The 18,043-nt window shown below is 51.9% G+C and carries 9 protein-coding genes; 6 read left to right on the forward strand and 3 right to left on the reverse strand.

What is annotated here, in order from left to right:
* Positions 1-9 precede the first annotated feature (9 nt).
* The gene (gene purL / locus D6024_RS09430) at positions 10-2,289 is read right to left on the reverse strand and encodes a phosphoribosylformylglycinamidine synthase subunit PurL (RefSeq protein ID WP_240409993.1); all 2,280 of its coding nucleotides are present in this window, start codon (positions 2,287-2,289) and stop codon (positions 10-12) included.
* Positions 2,290-2,424: 135 nt separating this feature from the next.
* Between purL and D6024_RS09435 the strand changes: the two genes are divergently transcribed.
* The 3 genes from D6024_RS09435 (at position 2,425) to D6024_RS09445 (ending at position 6,785) form a co-directional block, all read left to right on the forward strand.
* Positions 2,425-3,702, forward strand: coding sequence for a hypothetical protein (locus D6024_RS09435; protein WP_162944657.1), 1,278 nt, complete (start codon positions 2,425-2,427; stop codon positions 3,700-3,702).
* Between the two features lie 157 nt (positions 3,703-3,859).
* On the forward strand, positions 3,860-6,049 hold the full coding sequence (locus D6024_RS09440) for a glutamine synthetase III family protein (RefSeq protein ID WP_121354364.1): 2,190 nt from the start codon (positions 3,860-3,862) through the stop codon (positions 6,047-6,049).
* Positions 6,050-6,167: 118 nt separating this feature from the next.
* A complete protein-coding gene (locus D6024_RS09445; RefSeq protein WP_121354781.1) occupies positions 6,168-6,785 on the forward strand; it encodes an HAD family hydrolase in 618 nt (205 codons plus the stop codon).
* A gap of 16 nt (positions 6,786-6,801) precedes the next feature.
* Here D6024_RS09445 and D6024_RS09450 read toward each other — a convergent pair whose 3' ends face one another.
* Positions 6,802-7,722: a hypothetical protein gene (locus tag D6024_RS09450; protein ID WP_162944658.1), complete on the reverse strand. Its 921-nt coding sequence runs from the start codon at positions 7,720-7,722 to the stop codon at positions 6,802-6,804.
* A gap of 81 nt (positions 7,723-7,803) precedes the next feature.
* The gene (locus D6024_RS09455) at positions 7,804-9,333 is read right to left on the reverse strand and encodes a hypothetical protein (RefSeq protein WP_162944660.1); all 1,530 of its coding nucleotides are present in this window, start codon (positions 9,331-9,333) and stop codon (positions 7,804-7,806) included.
* Positions 9,334-9,517: 184 nt separating this feature from the next.
* Between D6024_RS09455 and D6024_RS09460 the strand changes: the two genes are divergently transcribed.
* From D6024_RS09460 to D6024_RS09470, 3 genes are all read left to right on the forward strand, one after another.
* Positions 9,518-11,491: a KUP/HAK/KT family potassium transporter gene (locus D6024_RS09460; RefSeq protein WP_121354367.1), complete on the forward strand. Its 1,974-nt coding sequence runs from the start codon at positions 9,518-9,520 to the stop codon at positions 11,489-11,491.
* Positions 11,492-11,708: 217 nt separating this feature from the next.
* Positions 11,709-15,176: a type IX secretion system periplasmic lipoprotein PorW/SprE gene (gene porW, locus D6024_RS09465; protein ID WP_121354368.1), complete on the forward strand. Its 3,468-nt coding sequence runs from the start codon at positions 11,709-11,711 to the stop codon at positions 15,174-15,176.
* 189 nt (positions 15,177-15,365) lie between these two features.
* A complete protein-coding gene (locus D6024_RS09470) occupies positions 15,366-17,801 on the forward strand; it encodes a penicillin-binding protein 1A (RefSeq protein ID WP_121354369.1) in 2,436 nt (811 codons plus the stop codon).
* Positions 17,802-18,043: the final 242 nt, after the last annotated feature.

Below are 18,043 nucleotides of genomic sequence, written 5' to 3' on the forward strand. Positions count from 1 at the left end.
GACGGCCTGCTAAATCATGGCCAGTGCCTCTTCTGAATCCAGTTCTTTGATAAGGTGTTTTTCGATGGCCGTATCGTAAAGACTCTTCCAGTGATCAATCTCTCCCCAGGCTTCGCCGTCTACAGAGATGTTGCCGGCCGTAACGGTTCCCAGCGATAAAACAGGAATGTCGCAACGGAGAACTTCCTGCCAGAAATCGCTGCGCTGTTTTTCTGTGACAGTCACCACAACGCGGCTCTGCGCCTCGCCAAACCAGAAGGCGTCGCTACGGGTACCGGCGTCGGTTTTGACAACGGAAAAACCCAGGCCGTTTGGAAAAGCGCTTTCCAAAAGTGCGGTTACCAGGCCACCTTCGCTGATGTCGTGTGCGCTTTCGATCAGGCTATTTTGAATCAGGCTTTGGATACACTGCTGCAGGCTGAATTCCTGTTCCAGGTCGAAATAGGGTGCAGGTGAGCTGGTCACGCCGGCGATCTTACTCAGGTATTGCGAGCTGGCCACATCATTTTTCACGGCCCCCAGTAAAAAGATTTCATGGCCTTCTTCTTTAAAGTCGAGGGTCATTTTTTTCTTCAGGTCTTCAACCAGGCCTACCATGCCGATCGTTGGCGTCGGAAATACAGGCCCGTCGGGGTTTTGGTTGTAGAAGCTGACGTTACCCCCTGTAACCGGCGTGTCGAACCGGCGGCAGGCTTCGCCCATGCCTTTTACGGCATTCACAAACTGGTAATACACTTCCGGGTCGTACGGATTGCCAAAATTCAGGCAGTTGGTAACACCCAGCGGAATGCCGCCGCTGCAGACAATGTTCCGGGCGGCTTCGGCCACGGCAATCATGGCGCCTTTATACGGATCTGCATGTACAAAACGACTGTTGCAATCCACGGTCATGGCAATGCCTCTTCCGGTTTCTTTCACCAAAACAATGGCAGCATCGGTTGGCGAATTGGTTGATGTGTTGACCGTGCCCACCATGCTGTCGTATTGATGGTAAATCCAGCGCTTGTTTGCGATGGAGGGAAGCTGGATCAATTGTTCTGCAACCTCTTTTAGATTTTTGGGCTCGTCAACGGAAGCGATGGTGAAATCCTTGCTCGTTGCAAGGTAGCCGGGTTCGCGGTATTCCCGCTCATATTGCGGTGCGCCGCCGCCGAGCACCAGTTCTTCGGCAGGAATTTGCGCTTCCAGTTCGCCATGCATGTAAAAGCTCAGTAGGCCATCTTCTGTTACATGCCCGATCACGGCGTTTTCCAGGTCCCACTTATCAAACACTTTTTTTACCTCTTCTTCGCGGCCTTTTTCCACCACGAGCAACATGCGTTCCTGGCTTTCGCTGAGAAGCAGTTCCCAGGCCTTCATGTTTTGCTGGCGCATGGGCACTTTGTCAAGGTCGACGTGCATGCCCACGCCGCCCTTTGCACTCATTTCGGCCGTGGAGCAGATGATGCCGGCAGCACCCATGTCCTGCATGCCGACCACTGCACCGGTTTCAATCACCTCGAGGCAGGCTTCCAGCAGTTTCTTTTCCTGGAACGGATCGCCTACCTGCACGGCGGGCAATTCTTCAGTACTTTCTTCGGTGATTTCTGCCGACGCAAACGAAGCGCCGCCAATGCCGTCTTTTCCTGTTGCACTGCCGACATACATCACGGGATTACCGGATCCGGCAGCTGTTGCCGAAACTGTTTTGCCGACTTTCACAATACCGACACTCATCGCGTTTACCAGTGGGTTGGTGTGGTAGCATTCGTCGAAATATACTTCCCCGCCAACGGTCGGTACGCCGAAGCAGTTACCGTAGTGCGAAATGCCGTGCACCACGCCGGCCAGCAGGTGCTGTGTTTTTTTATCTTCCAGCTTGCCAAAGCGAAGCGAATTGAGGGAAGCGATCGGACGTGCCCCCATAGTGAAAATATCGCGGTGAATGCCGCCCACGCCGGTGGCTGCGCCCTGGAAGGGTTCGATGGCAGAGGGGTGGTTGTGCGACTCGATTTTGAAGACCACACCATAGCCTTCGCCAATGTCCATGAGGCCTGCGTTTTCTTCGCCGGCTTTGACCAGCATGCGGCTGCCATCGCGGGGCAGGGTCTTCAGCCACTTGATGGAATTTTTATAACTACAATGTTCGCTCCACATGCCCGAAAAAGCACAGAGCTCGTTGAAGTTAGGCGTACGGCCAAGTTTCTGTTTGATCAGCTCGAATTCTTCTTCAGTGAGGCGGAGTTGTTTCGCGGTTTTTACGGTTACTTCCATGATGTAAATGAAAGGAGCAAAACTATGTGATTTCAAAGTTCACCGGTTCATAAGTTCACCCGTTCACGGGTTGGACGTAAAATAATTCGGCTGCAACAGCTTCAACCTGTGAACTCGTAAACCGGTGAACTTGTGAACTGATTTGCCTATTTTGCGCCGCTAAACATCCTTGTGTTGGAGCACCTGGTTTTTGCTGCTTATCTGATTTTTTTTGCATGGCTCGTAACGAGGGTTCGGTTTTTTACCCAAACAGGCCTGTCCAAACCGCAACTGGTGATCTTCTTTTTGCTGAAAGTGATGGCCGGCATTCTGTACGGTTGGATCGGCGTGTATTATGGCGAATTGGCGCAGATGGTGGATACCTGGGCGTTTCATTTTGAAAGCATAAAAGAGTATCACCTGCTGCTTACCAACCCCGGCGAATTTTTCAGCAGCATTTTTCACAACACTTACCAGGAAGGCTACACGAAATTTCTTGCATCTGAAAACTCGTGGTGGAATGACCTGAAGGGGACCTTTTTTGTCAAGATGCTGGCCATTTTTAATGTCTTCAGCTTTGGCAATTATTATGTCAATGTCATCATGTACTCGTTCCTGACCTTGTTTGGGCCCATGGCCATTTACAGGGTCATGAAAGAATCCTTTCCCGGCAATCGCCTGCCCATTTTGCTGACAACGTTTTTCATTCCTTCGTACCTGTACTGGACGTCCGGCCTGCACAAGGACGGGCTTCTTTTCCTGGGTATCGCACTCGTCGTATATCATTTCTACTTTGTGTTAAAGGAGGGGCGTGCAAGCGTGGTACGGGTGGCTGCTATCCTGCTGGGACTTTTGCTGGTGCTGGCCTTACGCAATTTTTTGCTGATCCCGTTTTTACCGGCCCTCTTTGCCTGGGCCGTGGCAGAAAAACGCAAAACGTCGCCGCAGCTCGTGTTTGCCTGTATTTATGCTGTATTTGTTGTTCTTTTTTTTACGGCGCGGTACATTCATCCGCGTCTCGATTTCCCCGAGGAAGTGGTGTCTCGCCAGCAGGCGTTTTTTCGCCTGGTGGGCAATTCGGCGGTCACTGTTTCTCCCCTCGAACCAACGTTCCTGTCGTTTTTGCGCAACACGCCACAGGCCTTTGTTCTCAGCCTTATTCGACCTTATCCGTCGGACGTGCGCCACTTGCTTTCTTTGGCGGCCGCAACGGAAATCAACGCATTGCTTTTGCTTTCGCTGCTTTGCCTCTTTTTTCGCCGGCGGAACGCTTCCCTCACGCCGTTTGTCTTGTTTTGTCTTTTCTTTTCCATGTCCTTCCTGCTCATGATCGGCTACACCGTCAATATTCTAGGCGCCATTGTCCGGTACCGCAGCATTGTGCTGCCGCTGTTGTTTGTTCCCATTGTGGCCGGCGCCGATTGGACACGAATCCGGGAGCGCTTTGCCGGAAATATGGCAGAAAAATAGATATTTAAAATCCTGGCTTTTTATGAAATAAACCAGGTTTCGTGCTGCCGTGTTCGATCGTTTGCTTCCGAAAATTCTTATTTCTTCAGGCTGAGGGGGAAAATTTGCGCTGATTTTATTCGGAGAATTTGATTTTCTTTGAGAAAATCTATTTTTTATGTCTCTTCGATTTAATGCCCTCGTAAATCTGCAAACGATATCCGAACGTGATGAACCAAGGTGCACGAAGATCACCGCAATATTTGCCGAAAATGTATTTACTCACCAGGTGGCCCGTCAGTTCCTCAGCGACGAAGCCTATAAAAGCCTGACTGCATCCATCAAAGCCGGGCAAAAAATCGACCGTTCCATGGCCGCCCAGATCGCCAACGGCGTCAGGGCCTGGGCCGAGAGCAAAGGTGTGACTCATTATACGCACTGGTTCCAGCCGCTTACAGGTACCACGGCCGAAAAGCATGACTCATTTTTTACCCTGAAAAGCGACGGCACGCCCATCGAACAGTTTGATGGCGACGCACTGATCCAGCAAGAGCCCGATGCATCGAGTTTTCCGAGCGGCGGCTTGCGGGCCACATTTGAAGCCCGTGGGTATACAGCCTGGGATCCTTCTTCCCCGGCTTTTATCATGGACATTGGCTATGGCAAAACACTTTGCATCCCGACGATTTTTGTTTCCTATACAGGGGAGTCGCTCGACTATAAAGCGCCCTTGCTGAAAGCGCTGGAAGCCATCAACAGGGCTGCCGTTGATGTGTGCAATTATTTTGACCGCAACGTGGAAAGAGTGACGCCGACCCTTGGCTGGGAGCAGGAATATTTTGTGGTGGACGAAGGCCTGTTCAATGCCCGTCCCGACCTGGTGATGTGTGGCCGCACGGTGTTTGGTCACAACTCGGCCAAGAACCAGCAACTCGAAGACCACTACTTCGGTTCGATACCCGAAAGAGTGTATGCATTTATGCGCGACTTTGAAGAAGAAAGCTACAAGCTGGGTATTCCCCTGCGCACCCGTCACAACGAGGTGGCGCCGGCCCAGTTCGAGTGTGCCCCCATTTTTGAAGAAGTGAATATTGCCGTAGACCATAATACCCTGTTGATGGATATTATGTCGCGGGTGGCGGCCCGGCATAAATTGCGTGTGCTGCTGCACGAAAAACCCTTTGCCGGCATCAACGGTAGCGGAAAGCACAACAACTGGAGTTTGGCAACCGATACAGGTGTAAACCTCCTGGCTCCCGGCAAAACGCCAAAGACCAACCTGATGTTCCTCACCTTCTTCGTGAACACTATCAAGGCAGTGCACGATCATGCCGATCTGCTTCGCGCCGCGATTGCATCGGCTTCCAACGATTTTCGCCTGGGTGCCAATGAAGCCCCGCCGGCCATCATTTCGGTTTTCATCGGCGGCTACCTCACCCGGGTTTTGGAAGATGTGAAAGAAAGGGTGGGAGACAAGTTCGACGAGCAGGACGAAAGCATGCTGAAGATCGACATTCACCGCGGCATTCCCGAACTGCTGCTCGACAATACGGACCGCAACCGCACGTCGCCGTTTGCGTTCACCGGTAATAAATTCGAGTTCCGTGCTGTTGGTTCTTCGGCTAACTGTGCAAACGCCATGACCGTGCTGAATACCATCATGGCAGAAACACTCCGCAACTTTAAACGCAAGGTGGATTCGCTGATTGAAAAAGGCGAAAAGAAAGAGATCGCTATCCTCCATGTATTGAAAGAGTCCATTGTTTCCAGCGAAAAAGTGTTGTTCGATGGAAACGGCTATAGTGAAGAATGGCAGCAGGAAGCCGAGCGCCGCGGTTTGCCCAATGTCAAAACGACGCCGCTGGCACTCGATGCGATGGTCACCGATAAGGCCAAGAATTTGTTTAAAAACAATGGCATCTATACGCACAACGAGCTGGAAGCCCGCCATGAAATTGAGCTGGAGAAATACATCAAGAAAGTGCAGATCGAAAGCCGTATCATGGCCGAACTGATGACATCGTACGTTCTGCCGGCATCGATCAAATACCAGAATACGCTGGTGGAAAACATCCGCGGACTGAAAGAAGTTGGTGTGGCAGAAGGTGTTTGCGACCAGCGCACGCAGGTGTTGAACAAGATTTCGAAACACATCAACGAAGCAAGTCGCCTGACGGTTGAAATGATCGAGGCCCGGAAGAAGTGCAATGCGCTTGACGCAACCCGCGACAAAGCAGTTGCCTACTGCAACGACGTGAAGGAAGCCTTCTTTGAGCCGCTTCGCTACCACGTGGATAAACTGGAGCAACTGGTAGACGACAAGGAATGGTACCTGCCCAAGTACCGCGAACTGTTGTTCCTGCGCTAAAAATGTTCTTTAATTCAAAAAGCCTGCATTAGAACAATGCAGGCTTTTTTTGTGGCCGGTTCCGGTTAGGGAAAATCCGGGTGCAAAAGCGATCAATCAACTATCTTTTCCTGCAGACATGAAAAAGAAAGCAATCATTTTTGATCTTGATAATACCATCTATCCCGTGTCCGCCATTGCCACGGAGTTGTTTGCCTCGCTGTTCCGGCTGCTCGAAGAAAGCGGTGAGTTGACAAAGAACTTGGACGAGGTGAAACAAAACCTGATGCGCCGGCCATTCCAGTTGGTGGCTGCCGACTTTGGCTTTAGCGAGAACCTGGCGCAAAAAGGGACAGACCTGCTGGCCAACCTTCGCTACGAAGGACCGATTGCGCCATTCAGCGATTATGCAGAAACCAGGATGCTGCCAGTTGAAAAATTCCTGGTGACCACCGGTTTCCTGGCCCTGCAGCAAAGCAAGGTGGAGGGCATGGGGATTGAAAAAGACTTTCGTGAAATTCACATTGTGGACCTGACGAAGGCAACGAAAAAGAAGGTCTTCACCGATATCATGGACCGGCATGGTTTTCAAAGGGCGGAGGTCCTGGTCGTTGGCGACGACCCCGAATCCGAACTGAAGGCCGCCGTGGAACTGGGCATCGACGCCGTGCTTTACGACAAGATCAACCTGCATCCGGAGCAGACATCGTTCCCGCGAATCATTGATTTTGGCGACCTGCGGGCATTTGTTCTGTAAAAACTGGCTGAACGGCTTATTGCCACAATGACGTTCCATACTGCACGTAAAGAACATAACCGACCATCAGGAAAAACAAGAGATTGGATAGCCAGGCTTTTGGCGGAAAGAAATACGTGGCTGCATGGAAACAGGCAAAGGGAGCTGCTACCAAGATCCAGTTACTGAACGATTCGTAGGTATTGATAAACGGTACAAAAAAGGCCAACACCAGGTAAAGCAACAGGATGCTCCAATTCTTGCGGACCTGGATCAGCATTTTATGCAAATGGCTCTGCACGAAAAAACCACCCAGTAAAAACGGGATCGTTAGCAAAACCGTACTGGCGGCCAGCCAAACCGTGCTGCGCAGTTGGGGCACTTTTACCGAAACGTGCGGCATAAACGAGGCAAAACTCAGGTTGCCCGTCAGGAAAAGATAAGAACCATAAAAATAATAAGGGGTCACACAACCCAGTAGAAACAGGATGACCTCATTCAGCCGGAACGGTTTAAGGACCATCATTCCGATCAAAAAACAAAGCAGGAAAGCGGCTGACGGAAAGTAAATATAGGAGGCGATGCCCAGCAGCAAACCGATGTTGAAGATCGGTCCGCGGGCCACCTGCACATTGTAAAGACGATAAAGGACAATCAGCGCCCAGAGTATGAACGTAGCGGCTACCAGCGGCGAAGAAAGATAATTCCATTCGGGCAACAGGCTTGTCAGCAAGAGGTAGGCCATGGCCGGCAAGTAAGTGGCTTTGCCCAGCATGCGAAATTCGTTCATGAAATAATTGATCATAAACGCCTGCGCATACAGCAAGACCAGGGCGAGCAGTGAGCCAAGCATGGCGTTGCCGGGACCTGTCGACCGCAGCGCGTTCAGCAAGCCGTGATAGAGGTCGGCGTCGTTTTGCGTGGCAACCAGCGGCTTTGGATGCAGGAAAATTGGCATTTTCAGCAAAAAGCCAAAAAGCAGGAGTACGAAAATGTTACCCGGGGTTTTTTGTCGGAATATGGAAATCACCCGGCAATTCTATTGATTAAATTCCACTTTTGCAAAGCAAATGCTGTTTCGGTAGTAACAGGGAATGATCATTTGCGTGCTGCTGACCTGTTTTCCGTACTTGGGCATGAACTCGTAGCCACGGTCGAGATTTTTCAACGTGGGGTTATGGGCGATTTGCCCGTCGGGCGACAAAGTGAAATCATTCAGCAACAATGCCCTCTTTTCGTCCAGGTTGAAGAGGTAGTGAATTTGTCCGCCCGTATTGACGGTTTGATAAGAGATGCGGTCGTCCGACTCGTCGTCAAACTGTTCTTTGTGAATCACGTTGCTCCATTCCAGTTTCCCGGTCTTGTCAAACGAAAGCACGGTGATATTGTCGGCATTGTACCGCACGTTGTTGCGGGAGGTGTAGAACGGATCGCGGCGCCAGTAGAGCGAGCGGTAGGGCGAATACAGGCTGTAGTAGTCGTACATCGAAAGCGGGGAGCCGTAGAGGTAGTTCCAGCGGTTCCAGGGGGTGCCGCGGGAAATGGTATAGTACGACTCGGTGTTGATGACAAAGCCGCCATCCCGCTTTACAATGATATTGCGGATGAAATAGTCGTTAAAGGCTGATTTGACATTGGTGTTGCCGCCCTTGGCTTCGCGGCGCAGTTCTTCGTTCAGTGCAACGGTATTTTGCAATACCGGCTGCCGGGTAGCCTTGTCCCACACATAAAAATAAAAGCCTTCCACATCGCCGCGCTTTTTATTGTAATAAAATGACGTGACAAAAAAGCGTTTGTTGGCGTTGTCTACCTTGATATGCAGTTCGTCGAGGAAAATCTTGTCGGGCTGTACGTTGACGATCAGCGCCGAATCGCTGAGGGCCGGCTTGTAAATCAGCCAGGACTCCTGCAGGGTTTCATTATTAGCCCGTTTGAACTTGGTGAATGCCATATCGCCGTCGTTGTCCAGGTGAAATTCATCCAGGTTGTCCTTATATTCTTCCATCGGTATTTCCATGCGGCTGCGTTTCAACAGGGCCAGGCTCTTGTCGAACAGGAGCGTCGTCAGCACATAGCGTTCTTTGTTTTTGGTGTTGATCTTGAAGACCATCAGTTTTGACTTGTCTTCGTTGCTGACGGTAGTATAAATCTTGTTATTACCGCCAAACCCGATGTGGGTGGTGTCGAGCGGAATGATGTCGGAAATCTTTTTGCCCATGCCGTCCACCTTCACGGCTTCGCAATAGACAACCCGTTTTTTTTCATACTGGTAAACAACATAGGTAAAATCGGTATAGGGATAAAAGTCGATGTTGATGAGGCGGTCGGGGGAAATATAGTCCAGTTCCTCCTTCGCCACCTGCTCCATGTCGTTGTTGTAGGCGGCGATATAATTACGGTTCTTGTTGTTTTTGTACACCAGGAAATTACCGTCCACCTTGCCAATCACTTCGAACCGCATCCGGCGGGAATCGTCGTTATCGGCCTCGGAATACACAATGCGTTGAGCCGTCGAGCACAGGGACAGGAAAAGAATCAAAACGGAAAAAAGGGAAAAGCGCTTGAGCATAAGAAGCATTCGTCGTTTAAGAAATTAAAGTTAGGGGTTGTTTTGTTATGAAGACGTTTAAGCCATGGCATCGGCTGCATGGCGGGGAAAGATGGGCAGGTACGGGTAAAGGGCTTTTTTTTACGCATTACTTAAACCAACCGTTTTCCCTATACCTTTGCCAACTGCAATAAATTTTTCTAAAGTGAGAATACCCACAAACCGGGTCACCTTCGCGGGATTACTGATTGCCCTTGGAATTATCTACGGAGACATTGGAACATCGCCTCTTTATGTATTGAATGGCATCACCAGAGACCGGGTCATTTCAGAGCAGCTGATCATCGGGAGCCTTTCATGCATTATCTGGACGCTGACGCTGCAAACCACCATCAAATATGTGATCCTCACCCTGCGGGCCGACAACCGGGGGGAAGGGGGGATCTTTTCGCTTTTTGCCCTGGTAAGGCGGCAAAAGCGCTGGCTGGTCTTTCCGGCCATGATCGGCGGGGCCGCCTTGCTGGCCGACGGCATGATTACGCCACCCATCACCGTTACCTCGGCAGTCGAGGGGCTTAAACACATTCCCCTGCTGGCCAATATCCACCAGTCGATGATCATGTACATTGTCATCGGCATCCTGTCCTTTCTGTTTTTTATGCAGCAGTTTGGCTCGGCCTTTATCGGCCGGTTTTTCGGCCCCATCATGACGGTATGGTTCATTACGCTGGCGTCGATGGGATTTTTGCATCTTTTTGACAAAATACAGGTGTTGAAGGCCTTTAGCCCGCATTACGCCATCGAAATGCTGATGCGTGAGCCAAACGGTTTTTACATCCTGGGCGGTGTTTTTCTGTGTACCACCGGTGCCGAAGCGCTTTATTCTGACCTGGGCCATTGCGGCAAATGGAACATCCGGTATTCCTGGATTTTCGTCAAGGCCTGCCTTATTATTAATTACCTGGGGCAGGGTGCCTGGCTTCTGAGCAACCACCTGGGACAAACCATTACTGCCGATGCGATCAATGCCGGCTTCAACCCGTTTTACGGAATCATGCCCGACTGGTTTGTTTATTTCGGCATTGCCATCGCCACAGCAGCGGCCATCATCGCCAGCCAGGCCCTGATTTCGGGTTCCTTTACCCTGATCAGTGAGGCCATGCGGTTGAACCTTTGGCCCAAGCTGCGCATCAATTATCCAACGGAAGAACGGGGGCAGCTGTATATCGGGGCGGTCAACCTGATGCTGTTTGTCGGTTGCGTGGGCATCGTGCTCTACTTCCGCGAATCATCCCGGATGGAAGCGGCCTATGGCCTGGCCATCACGCTTTGCATGATCGCGACCTCCATGCTTTTTGCCAATTTCCTCGTTTCCCGCCGCATCCGGCCGGCATTCATCTGGCTTTACCTGATTGTTTACCTGACGATCGAAGGCAGCTTTTTATATGCCAACCTCGATAAATTTCCCCATGGTGGTTACGTTGCGCTGATTGTGGGTGGTGCGCTGTTTCTGGTCATGTTTGTCTGGTTCAAGGCCCGTAAGATCAAAAACCGCTACGTGGAATTTGTGCGTCTCGAACATTATATTCCCAAGATCCAGGAGTTGAGCAACGACCGGTCGGTGCCCAAATACGCCACCCACCTGGTATACCTGACCAGTGCCGACAACCCCAAGGAAATCGAGCACAAGATCATTTACTCCATTTTAAGCAAGAAGCCGAAACGGGCGGACATTTATTGGTTTGTGCACGTCGACACGCTGGACGAGCCGTATACCATGGAGTACAAGGTCGAGCACATTATCCCCAACGATATTATCCGGGTCGACTTCCGCCTGGGTTTCCGCGTTGAACCCCGTATCAACCTGATGTTCCGGAAAGTGGTCGAGGACCTCGTGGCCAATAAAGAAGTGAACATCGTCAGCCGCTACGAAAGCCTGGAAAGGGGTAAAGTAACCGGTGACTTCACTTTTGTGGTCATGGAAAAATACCTGAGCCAGGACAACGACCTGCCGATCATCGAGCGCCTCATCATGAAACTGCATTTCTGGCTGAAGGAAGTGTCGCTCTCTGAAGAAAGAGGTTTTGGCCTCGATGCCAGTACCGTAATCGTCGAAAAATTCCCGCTGATCGTTTCGCCGGTAACCAACATGAAGTTACGGCGGGTGGGAGAGCACTAGGCTGCAGAACAGATGAACAAGGAGTGGCGAATTGTAAAATGCCGCCGGCTCGTCTTTCCTTTTACCCAGCAGGCAGGCCGCTGTTCGGAAAAAGGATCAACAAAGCGAACCCCTTCCAGGTTCCTGGTTCCCTGTTCTTCTGTTCGATATTCGAATCCTTCCTCCGGCATACTAAATTCTTTGCATTTCCGTTTAGAACACTTTAGTTTGCGCTGGAATGACTCGAAGCCGCTATACCTATTTTACGCTGATCGCGATCCTTCTCTGTACGGTTTCCGCCTACGCCCAACCCGGGTTCAAAGTGGATATTGAAAAGCCCAAACCCTATCAGGAGCGGAAGCTGAAGGCCGAGAAAACAGGCGAGGGAAAGATCAAGATGCCCCGGCTGTTGCTGCAAAACCTCACCACGCATTACAATTACGTCTTTAATGCCAACAATAAGCTGAACGAGATCCTGGAACGTGCCCGTGAACAACACAAGGATGATTACAGTTTACTCCTTCCTTTTTACAGCTACGATCTGAACACCACGGCCGCAGACAGCGCCCAGTTGGATTCGGTGATCTACAAGGCCCGGACGGGAATCCTCAACCATGACCTGCGCAACGAATGGGGCGATGAGCTCTACCTGCTTTGGGCAGAGGCCTGGCACCTGCAAAAAAAGTTTGATTCGGCTTCGCTGATGCTGCAGTTCATCAACTACGCCTATGCGCCGCAGTACGAGGACGGCTATTACAAATTCATTGGCTCCAATGTCGATGGGGCCCGGGAACTGAGTATTGCAACGAAAGAAGAAAAGCGTTTCCTCCACAACAATCTTCAAAGCCGCAACAACGCCTTTCTCTGGCAGGCCCGCACCCTGATTGAACGGGAGGACATGGCTGGCGCCGGGAGCCTGCTGATGACGCTGCGGCGTGACCCCGCGTTCCCGAAACGGCTGGCCAATTCGCTGGACGAAGTGGAGGCCTACTGGAACTACAGGCAAAAGCGTTGGGACAGTGCCGCCGCCCACCTCTTGGCCGCACTGGATGGCGACTATCCCAAACTGGAAAAATCCCGCTGGACCTACCTGGCGGCGCAACTCCTGGAGCGGTCGGGAAAGGCCGATGAAGCGTCGAAGCTGTATGCGAAAGTGGCCACCCAAACGCCGGACCCGGTGATGGAGATCTATGCCCGCCTCAACCTGGTACGCCTTAATAAGAGTGGCGACGAAAATGCCATCGATCAAAATATTGCCGAGTTGCTGAAAATGGCCAGGCGTGACAAATATGAAGAGTATCGCGACATTATCTACTACATGGCGGCGCAGATGGAACTGGAGCGCAACAACATTGCCGCTGCCAGCGACCTGCTGATCAGGGGTGCCCGGTTCGATAATGGCAACGGGGCTTCCCGCAACAAGGCGTTTCTGCAAATTGCCGATGTACTTTATGAACAAAAGAAATACCTGCCGGCGGCCAGTTTTTACGACAGCGTACAGGTAGTGGATTTAACCGAAGCCGAAACGGGCCGGGTGTTTTCGCGGAAAGCGGCCCTGTCGAAAGTGGTGGCATACAGCGGCGTGGTTAGCCGGCAGGACAGCCTGCAGCGCATTGCTTCCCTGCCCCAGGCTGAACGCGATGCGTTGGTGAAGGCGATGGTGAAAAAGCTTCGCAAAGCACAGGGACTGAAAGAAGAAGTGGTGGCAACCCCCGGCAATGCCTTGCCGAACCTGGGCACGACAACACCCCCCGACCTTTTTTCAACCCAACAAAAAGGAGAATGGTACTTCTATAACACTGCAGCAAAGGTGCAGGGGTCGGCCCAGTTTAAAGGCATATGGGGCAATCGTCCCAATGTTGATAACTGGCGCCGTTTTGCTGCCGTCAACCAGTTATCGCTGAACCAGCCCGACCGGGTGCCCGAGGCCAATAATCCCAACCTGTCGGGCAATGTCGCTGCGCTTTCGGCCGATGAACTGTCGTTTGATAATTTACTGGCCAAACTGCCATCAACTCCCGAGGCGCTGACGGCGTCCAACGACTCCATCCGCAACGCCCTGTTCAACCTGGGGCTGGCCTACCTTAAAGAGGTGGAAGATTACCCGCTCGCCATCGCCACCTTTGAAGAATTGCGCCGGCGTTTTCCCGACGGTAGTCACATACCCGAGACGCTGTTCCAGCTTTACTATGCCTATACAAAAACAGGCGATGCTGCGGCGGCGGCCCAAATAAAAAAATTGTTGAGCGAACGATACCCGACCTCGCGGTATGCATCCATTGTGCTTAGTGGCAAAGATCCCATGGCAAAGAGCGACGCCTCTCCGGAAGCCACCAGGGCCTACGAAAATGTTTACAACCTGTTTATCGAAGGGCGGTTTGACGAAGCCGAAGCCGCAAAGCACATTGCCGACAGTACGTACAAAACGACCTACTGGCAACCCCAACTTCTTTATATCGAAGCGGTGTACTACATCAAACAGCGCCAGGACAGCGTTGCGCAAAACGTATTACGGACCATCGTCAGTCAAAACACGAACCAGGCGCTGACCGAAAAAGCCAAAAACCTGATGGATGTGTTGGCCCGCCGGCAGCAGATCGAAGACGAACTGGCCCGCCTGCAAATCACTCGTCCGTCGGAGGAAGACACCGTTGTCAGTGCGCCGGTCGCCTACCAAAAGCCGGCAGAAAAAAAGGATACTGCTGCTGCTGTCGTGACCAAGCCGGCACCAAAGCCTTCTGTTGATACGGCCGCCCTGGCAAAGGCAAGAGAAAAGCAGATCAGCGACAGCATTGCCACGAGCCTGGCCACCGCCAAACGACTCAAGGAAGCTTTGGATAAAGCGAAACGGGATTCGCTGGCACTGGCAAAACAGCAAGCAGCGGATGCACTTCGCGACTCGCTGGCGCAAAAAGCGCTGGCCGCCAAAATGAAACGGGACTCACTAGCCGCTGCAAAAGAGGCTCGTGAGCAGGCAAAAAAAGACAGCATTGCCCTGGCCAAAGCCCTGCGTGAGCAGGCGAGGGATTCGTTGGCCATGCGCAAATATTTGGAAAAGCGCCGGATCGATTCCCTTGCCAGGGTAACCAGGGATTCAATCCTGCTGGCGAAAAAGCAGGCAGCCGAAGCCCATCGCGACTCGCTGGCCCGCAAGGCCCTTGCGGAGAAAGAGCGAAGGGACTCGATTGCCCTTGCCAGGGCAGCGCGGCAGCAAGCCATTAAAGACAGCATTGCGATGAGTGAACTGGCGCTGAAGCGCTTCAATGACTCGCTGGCCCGGAACAAGCCAAAGCCGCCAACGGAACCCACCGTTTCGCCGCAGGGATACGTTTACAGTCCGGGCGACCCGCATTATGCCGTGGTGGTGCTGAACAAGGTGGACCCGATTTTCGTGAACGAGGCCCGCAATGCATTCGACCGGTACAACAAGGAAAAGTATTTCAACCAGTCGATGGATGTGCAAATCCTGAACATGGCCGGCGATACCCGTTTGCTGCTCGTGAGCGGTCTGCCCTCTGCCGCTGCCGCTGCCGATTATGCAACCAGGGCGAAAGCGTTGGCGGCGACCGAAATTATTCCCTGGTTGACGGGTAACAAGTATACGTTCAGTATCATCTCCGCATCCAACCTGGAAATCCTGAAAGTCAAAGCCGACCTGCCCGAGTACCAACGGTTTTTGGAGCAACATTTGCCGGTAAAATTCTAGGCAAAGAGCCAAAAGAGTTGAAAGTAGAAAAAGAGATGCAGGGTCATTCTCTTTTTCTCTTTCTTTCGATCGTGCCGTACGAAGGAGCAGAAGGGTGGCGTTTGGTTAATTTCTTTTTCTCTCTTTTCAACCTTTCAGTCTTAGCCTTAGTTTTGACCTCTTATTCGGACCTACACTAATTCAACATACATGAAAAAGAGCTTTCGCGTTTTCTGGACTCTGTTTATCGGCGGGTTTGCTGTTGTTGTGATCTTTATCCTGCTTTGCGTCTTCGGTGCTTTTGGAAAGCTGCCCTCACTGAAGGAACTGGAAAACCCCACCATCCTGCAGTCCTCCGAAGTGTTTGCGGCCGATGGCACCCTGATGGGAAAATACTATGTGGAACGGGGAAACAGGAGCAGTGTTTCGTACCGCGACATTTCTCCGCACGTCATCAGCGCCCTGGTATCAACAGAAGATGAGCGCTTTTACAGTCATTCGGGCATCGACTTTAAACGCACCTTCAAAGCGGTGCTGACTCTCGGAAAGGACGGAGGCGGAAGTACCATTACGCAACAGTTGGCAAAGGCCCTTCTCGAGCAGGGAAGCAAAAACAAGGCAACGCGTCTGATTGAAAAAGTCAAAGAATACATTGTGGCCCTTCGCCTGGAGCGGAATTTCACCAAGGAAGAAATCGTGGCCCTCTATCTCAATGCAGTTCCTTTCGGCGATAACGTTTATGGGATTCGCAATGCTGCCCGGACCTTCTTCCAGAAAGAACCCTATAGCCTGTCGGTTGACGAATCGGCCCTGCTGGTTGGCCTGCTTCGCGGAAACTCCATTTACAATCCCCGCACGCATCCCAAGGAAGCAAAAGAGCGCCGCAACGTGGTGATCGGCCAAATGGTGCGAAACGAAAAACTGCAGCCGCAGGAGGCCGAACGCTACAAGGCACTTCCCATCAAGCTGAATTATAAAAAGCTGGATGAAAATGCCGGCTATGCACCTTATTTCCGCGAAGTGCTGCGCAACGAAGTAAAGAACGTATTGAAGGATGTAAAAAACCAGGACGGTGATGAATACAACGTGTACAAGGACGGCCTGAAGATTTATACCACTATCAATCCCCGTATGCAGGATTATGCCGAAGAAGCCATGGTGCAACAAATGCCCATCCTCCAAAAATCCCTGAACAGCCAACGCAATGTTCGCACCGGTTCGGTATGGCAGGGGCACGAAGACGTGCTGGAAGCAGCCATGAAGAACAGCGATCGCTGGCGCAACATGAAAGACGATAACATTGACGAAAAAACCATCCGGGCCAGCTTCAAGCAAAAGGTGCCGATGAAGGTCTTTGCCTGGAATGCCAAAAAAGAAAAGGATACCGTGATGACGCCCATGGATTCCATCAAGTATCACCGGCAGATGATGCAGGTGGGCTTTATGGTAATGGACCCGGTAACCGGCGAAGTGCGTGCCTGGGTGGGCGGCATCAACTTCAAAACCTACAAACTGGATCATGCGCAGCTGGGCGTGAAACGGCAGGTGGGTTCGTCCATCAAGCCTTTCCTTTATTGCCAGGCCATCGAAGAAAGAGGCATGACTCCTGAATCAACAGTGGTGGACGAGCAGCAGTCGTTTGGCAAGGACCAACTGGTGCCGGCCACCAGCAAGTCCTGCACGGGACGGTCGATGAGCATGGCCTCTGCACTGGCCTGGAGCCGCAACTGTGCCACGGCCTATATCATGAAACAGGTGGGGCCGGCGCAGTTTGCCAATTTTTTAAAACGCATCAACATTCCAACGCCGGTGCAGCCTTATCCGTCCATAGCGCTGGGCTCCTGCGACTTGTCGCTTTACGAAATGCTGTGGGGTTATACCATTTTTGCCGGTGGTGGATTTTCGACCAAGCCGACCTTTATCAGCCGCATCGAAGACCGCAACGGCAACGTGATCTACCGATCCAACATTGGCACCAACCGCAGCCAGGTCGTGAGCGAGGCCACAGCCTACCGCATGTGTAAAATGATGGAAGGCCCGGTTACCAAAGGAACAGCCGGTGGCCTGATGCAGGCCCTGGGTGTAAGGGAAATGGGCGGGAAAACCGGTACGACCAACGACAACGCCGATGCCTGGTTCATGGGTTATACACCGCAGTTGCTGGCAGGTGTATGGGTTGGCTGCGACGATCGCTTTATCCGCATCGAAAGTGCGCAGGGCTACGGCGGTACGGCAGCACGGCCTATCTGGCAGGCCTTCTTCCAGAAAGCGCTGAACGATCCTAACCTGGGACTGAACAAGGAAGCCGAATTTGAAAAGCCGGCCGACCTGCAAAACGAGATCACCAATGCCGATATCCTGGAGATTATTCCCAACAGCATGGAAGATGCGGCCGGTGAGAACGCCAACACGAACGCGGACGACTATACGCTGGACACGACCTCGTACCGCGATATCAAACCCGAGTCGGAGAAGCCGGTCCAGGAAACACCGATCCAGAAAAAAGATACGGCAAACAAAAAACCGGCTGCCGAAAACGCAACCAATCCCGAAGAGAAAAAAGAAAAGAAAGGATTTTTTAAACGGTTGTTCGGCGGCGGCAACAAAGACAAGGACAAGAAAGAAGAAAAGAGTAATGATTACTGATATCGTTCAGAGAGAAACAGAAATGGTGGCCACCGCGGTCACCATTTTTTATGGCACTATTCAACTGCCGTCGAGACGGCGCAAACAATTGGTGAGTCGTGCGGCATGAAACGGGAGAAAGGAAGTCTATAACGGGACGAAAGGCTCCCCCTTTCACATTTGCCGTTTGTCGTCTCACCACGCCTTGTTAGTGGATTGGCTTGACCACCCAACCGTCGATCGGAAGAAACAAACGACTGCGG

This window comes from Flavisolibacter nicotianae (genome assembly GCF_003628535.1).
Taxonomy (GTDB): domain Bacteria; phylum Bacteroidota; class Bacteroidia; order Chitinophagales; family Chitinophagaceae; genus Flavisolibacter; species Flavisolibacter nicotianae.

Excerpts from the sequence above, each read along its gene's own strand:
- D6024_RS09445 (WP_121354781.1), top strand. The coding sequence starts at position 6,168 with ATGAAAAAGAAAGCAATCATTTTTGATCTTGATAATACCATCTATCCC.
- D6024_RS09470 (WP_121354369.1), top strand. The coding sequence starts at position 15,366 with ATGAAAAAGAGCTTTCGCGTTTTCTGGACTCTGTTTATCGGCGGGTTT.
- D6024_RS09450 (WP_162944658.1), bottom strand. The coding sequence starts at position 7,722 with ATGCCAATTTTCCTGCATCCAAAGCCGCTGGTTGCCACGCAAAACGAC.
- D6024_RS09455 (WP_162944660.1), bottom strand. The coding sequence starts at position 9,333 with ATGCTCAAGCGCTTTTCCCTTTTTTCCGTTTTGATTCTTTTCCTGTCC.
- D6024_RS09440 (WP_121354364.1), top strand. The coding sequence starts at position 3,860 with ATGTCTCTTCGATTTAATGCCCTCGTAAATCTGCAAACGATATCCGAA.
- porW (WP_121354368.1), top strand. The coding sequence starts at position 11,709 with ATGACTCGAAGCCGCTATACCTATTTTACGCTGATCGCGATCCTTCTC.